At 67.0% G+C, this 5,097-nt stretch carries 3 protein-coding genes; 2 read left to right on the forward strand and 1 reads right to left on the reverse strand.

The features are described 5' to 3' along the window. Positions 1 to 509: 509 nt before the first annotated feature. Both AB1578_21770 and AB1578_21775 read left to right on the forward strand, forming a co-directional pair. Positions 510 to 2,045, forward strand: coding sequence for an integrin alpha (locus AB1578_21770; GenBank protein ID MEW6490527.1), 1,536 nt, complete (start codon positions 510 to 512; stop codon positions 2,043 to 2,045). Between the two features lie 11 nt (positions 2,046 to 2,056). Beyond that, positions 2,057 to 3,235 (forward strand): hypothetical protein, encoded by a 1,179-nt coding sequence (locus AB1578_21775; GenBank protein MEW6490528.1) that lies wholly within the window; start codon positions 2,057 to 2,059, stop codon positions 3,233 to 3,235. Positions 3,236 to 3,927: 692 nt separating this feature from the next. Here AB1578_21775 and AB1578_21780 read toward each other — a convergent pair. Continuing rightward, positions 3,928 to 4,497 carry a transposase gene (locus AB1578_21780; protein MEW6490529.1) on the reverse strand — a complete coding sequence of 190 codons (570 nt, stop codon included), beginning with the start codon at positions 4,495 to 4,497 and terminating at the stop codon, positions 3,928 to 3,930. Between the last annotated feature and the right edge of the window lie 600 nt (positions 4,498 to 5,097).

A 5,097-nucleotide genomic window follows, 5' to 3' on the forward strand; every position in this document is an offset into this window, starting at 1 on the left:
TCGTCCATGGCTGGCCTCCGTCGCTAGGTGCCTTGTCGGCACGACCTCTGAATCCGAGCAACAGCGGAGTGGTCTATGGGACCACCCGCTCAAGCGGTTGGCCAGCCGCTTCATCCCATCTAGACTCCCGCGAGGCGGTATCACTCAGGTGGGCGCGCCTGTGCTACCCGTTCCATACGATGATCCCGCTACCGACTCTCAATCGCCTCCGTGAGCGGCGCGCCCGGCGAGGCCTTGATTCCTTTCGTGACGATCGCGTCATTTAGCCGGACCGCAAACGCCGCCGGGACCCCTGTGTAACTCGCGCCACACCGTGCGGCGACGCCCCCCGGATGACCCATCCACGGGACCCTGGGTCGCCACCTTGACACAGGACCGGAAGTCGCTCCATAATGCAGGTCCTTAGGGCTCCCCAGGCACTGGCCCACAGGCGCCGGGAGCGGCGACGGGAGTTCGCCGACTCTCAGTGGCCAGCCTCACTGGGCCGGCGCTTACGGGGCGGAGGCTTGGTGGGGACCGCAGAAGAGGTTAACCCTGTCGGAAGGAGAATCATCATCCGGGCTTCTCCCTGTCTCTCTCTCCTCGTGACCATGGTTCTCGCCCGGCCTGCCTCAGGCCAGACCGAGAACCGCTACTCCGTTGACCCTGCCGCAGGAGAGCAGTTCGGCAAGGCCGTTGCCGCGGCGCGGCTCGCCGGCGCACTGGACTGGGTCGTGATCGGAGTCCCCTACGCGGAGGTCGACGGCGTCTCGGGCGCGGGTGAGGTCGAGTGCCATCCTGCCATCGAGTCGCCCACGACGCCTCCCTTCAAGATCCGGGCGCCAGCGGGGGAGATCCAGCAGGACGCGCACTTCGGCCTCGCGGTAACGGTCGCCGACATCGACGGCGACAGCAGCCCGGATATCGTGGTGGGAGCGCCGGGCCTCGACGTCGGGACGCGCATCGATCAGGGGCGCGTCTACATCTTCTTCGGACCCTGGAACCCGCTGGCGCAGCAACCCTACAGCGCCCTGACGACGCTAATGGTCCGTTCCGATGACCTCGACCCCAACACCGACCACGGCGGGGAGTTCGGGTTCAGCGTCGCCGTGGGCGACCTGGACCACTCCGGCTTCCTCGATCTGGTCGTTGGGGCCCCGAAGGCCGACAAGCTCGGTCCCCCGGTCGCGCCCGAGGCCGGCGCGGCCGACATCTTCCGGAACCCTCCGTATGGGGCGGCCGACGTCACGCGCTACGCCCACCTCCAAGACAACGACGTGACCGAGAACCTCGACAACCACTTCGGCTGGTCGGTCGGCATTGGCGACTTTGCCGATCCGGACGCCCAAGATCTGGGAGACGTCGTGGTGGGCGATCCTGACATCGATGTGTGGTCATGGGGATGGCACCGGTCCGCGGGCGCCACCTACGCCTACTTCGGTCACTACGACGCCACGAACCCTGTGTGGAACTACAACGCCAGCTTCTGGCAGTTCCTCCCCTCGCTTCCGGGCACCCCCCTCGACAATGCTCGCCGGGGCACAGCACTAGCCGTGGGCAACTACGATGGGGATTCCTGGGACGACTTGGCGACCGGAGGCCCTGGCGCGGTTGATCCCGCTGACGATCCTCTCGGACCAGAGGGGTTCGTCTTTATCTACCGAGGCGACGGTACCGGCCTCATACCCCCCGGGGTCCTGGACGAGCCGATAATCCGTGCGCCTTGGCCCGAGGGCCAGGAGAGGAACCTCTTCGGCTTCAGCCTCGCGTGGGCGAACACCGATGGCCAGGACCAGCTCGATCTCATCATCGGGGCGCCGGGCGGCTGGGACACGGAGCGAACCGGGGCGGTGTACATTTCCCATGCTGTGGCGGGGCAGGTGCCGCGCGACTGGCAGAAAACGAAACTCACTGACGGGAACCCCGAGGCCGACCAGCGCTTCGGCTGGGCCGTCGCGCGGGCGCATCGCGGTGGTACCTCGCTCGAGGACGTTCTCGTCGGGTCGCCGCACTCGACCGCGCTGGGCTTCCCGGATGCGGGCGAGATCTTCGTCTTCAAGTACTGAGGAGGTGCACCGTGACAGCTCCCCTCCTCCTCTTGTGTATGCTACCGGCGCTGCCTCAGGCCGCCGAGCCCGCCACCCCTGCGGTCGAGCGGCCGCTGCAGCACCTGGGCTCCTGCTGGGCGGCGCGGCGCGATGTGAGTGACGTTCACGGCCAGTCCCCTTCGTCCATCGCAGCCGACGCCCTGGGCGTGCGTCATGTGGCATACACCGCCGATACTTACGGCTTTGCCGTGTACTACCAAAGCAGCGCCGACGGGCTGCACTGGAACGGAGCCCTGATCGTGCCGGGGTCCGAGGACGTGGGATGGCTGTGCACGCCGGAGGTCGAGTGCGACGGAGCCCGCACCTACATCACCTGGTTCGGTAGCCGAGGGCTCGAGGTGACATGGACGGAGGACCGGGGCGCGACCTTCGCCCCGGTCCTTGCGGCCGACCCTTCGGCGCCCGGGGGCCTGGAGATGGACGTGACGGTGGACCGGTGGGGCGCGCTACACATTGCCTGGGCCGCGATAGGCCAGAAGCTCTACTACATCCGATCCCTTGCGGCGCGGATGCCTGGGGGTGCCCCATCCGGCGACCCCGTCTTCCTCCCGGCGCAGCACCTCGTGTTCGAGGACGGGACCGTGGAGCCGGACGTGCGGGTCGGCGTCGATGACGAGGGGTTCGTGTCGCTGGCCTGGATCGCCTGGCCAGGGTCATATCCACCGCGCGTGCGCTTCACGCGCGCCTACCAGGGCTTCGGCTTTCCGCCTTCGCTGGACCTCGATGATACGCTGGAATATCTGCAGCTCGCGGTAGCGCCCGATGGCCCGATCACGATCGTCTACCGCAAGATGGTGCACTACGACCAGGCCGTCTATACGCTCGTCTCCACGGACGGCGGCGAGAGCTTCGAGCGACCATACAAACAGACCCCGCGAGACAACGCTTACCTGAGTCCCCGGCAGTGCGTGCGGGTGGGTCGTGACGGCCTGATCCACGCTATCTGGTACGAGAAGTGGAAGCCCGGTTACTATGCGGATCCGACGTACGCTGAATCGCGCGACTACGGGCGGACGTTTCCTCGCCGGGACCACATCGCCGACCAGTCGATCTACCCAGGGGTTTCCTATCCAGGTCTTGCCGTCACCCCCGATGGAGTGAAGTGCATGATCGAAGCCGCCAACTACTACACGCAGTGCAGGTGGTAGGCGCCGCCGCCCTCGGGGCACCTCACGGTGGAACCTTCGAGCGACGGTCGTGAGGTGCCCCGGCTTCTTGGCGGCCACCGCGGGGTTTCTGAGGGGGCGCGCCGTAGCGAACTCGAACGTGTCGGCACCGGGGAGCTGGCCCACCGGCCTGGGGATCGATACTCACCTGACAACGTCTTGAACACGCGGGGCCGGTGCGGTTGAGTCAATCAGACCCCGTGGTCGGGGGCGTCTCCGCCTGCGTGGGTCGCCCCGTCGCCACAGCCGTGTCCAACCCCGCATCCGGTCGCGGTCACCGCCACGGTGCGCCGGTTAAAACCGGCGAGGAGTAGTGGATGAAAGACCCATACGGAGAAGGAGTAGCGAACCACTCCGGCCCCGAGTCATGTGGCGCGTCCCGCGAGGGGCGAGCTGAGGCGTTGACAGGGGCACTTGCGGGCAGGGTATCGAGCCTCGAAAGTGACACAGATCTGGGCGCCGACGCTCTCGTGGCACGACGGAAGGCAACACGAGTCGCACCGCTAGCGCGAGGTGCGATGAGGCCTGGCGGGGTCCAAGACCCCTGGCACGCAAGGAAACTCCTCGCGCGGGAGCCGGGAGAGCCCGGAACTGACCAGGGGAGATGGCCCCTGGTCCGCGCTGGGAACCCTTAGTACCCCGGTCCGAAAGTTCGGTGACGTATTCTTGAGCGCCTACGCCACCAGCTGGCGCTCCTTCTCGGCAAGCCTCTCGAGCAGGCCATCGAGGTCTCGTCGGGTGAACTTCCACTCGAACGGCCTCGCCACCTCCTCATAGTACCTCTCGAAGGCCAGCACTTGCTCCTGTCCTTGCTCGATGGTCGCGAAGTTGTTCGGTTGGAGCACTTTCCTCTGCAGGACTGAGAAGAAGATCTCTACCTGGTTGAGCCAGCTCGCATGAACGGGCGTGTGGATGACGATGATGTTCGGCCATTCGTCTTGGAGTCGACGTCGGCAGGCGTCGCCGCGGTGCGAGGAGCCGTTGTCCATGACCCAGAAGACCCGGCGCGCCGAGCAGTAGGGCTCTTGGTCCATGACTTGCATCACGAGCCGGCGAAACGGATCGATGCCAGTCGTCTGCTCGCACCGGCCGAAGACCTTGGCCCTTTTGACGTCCCATGCCGCGAGATACGCAAAGGCGCCGTTTCGCTCGTACTCGTGCTCGACTCGCATCGTACGGTGCGCTGCCGGGGCTAACGTCAGGTGGATCCGTCCTCGGGCCTGAATGCCCGCTTCGACGGCCAGGACGCCGCAAGCCTCCCCTCCCCGCCCGGCCGAACCTCAAGCATCGTGCGCAGGCTCCCACCCTCACGATGGGACGGCCCGTGGACTGTCGCGCCGGTGGGAGCCGTTGCCATCAGCGTGACGGCACGGAAACAAGGCTCCCCGCGGCGTCTCGGAGCGGCGAGCGCGTGGAACCGCGGGGCGTTCCCCGCGGAGTCCCGGGTGCAGACGGCGTCGGGGATCTCCGTCTCCAGGACCGCCAGCGTGACCGCTCTGGGGCCGCCCCCGAGACTCCACCTGGGCACCCCTGAACAGGAAGTCGGCCACGGCTGGAGCCCCGATCGGCCTACCGCGGCGGGCCCGGGGGGTCTCGACCACCCATGCGCCGGGCCGACCCGGCCCCCGCCTACGAGCCTCCCCGCGGCCTGTTCCCCGTCGCTGGGCGGCTCCCCAGACCTCCTGCCACGCGCCCCAACCTGCCGCACCCACCCCACCGCGCACCGGGAAACGTGCTTATAGTTCCTTCTGTGAAGCGGCTGACCGTGTCAAGGGGAACGACCTCTTCTTTTGGCTTTCTTCCTTGGTTTTTCCGTTCTTGCTGTTCGTTCACTCGCGCCGAGC

The sequence above is a fragment of the Thermodesulfobacteriota bacterium genome, assembly GCA_040756475.1.
Lineage (GTDB): Bacteria > Desulfobacterota > Deferrisomatia > Deferrisomatales > JACRMM01 > JBFLZB01.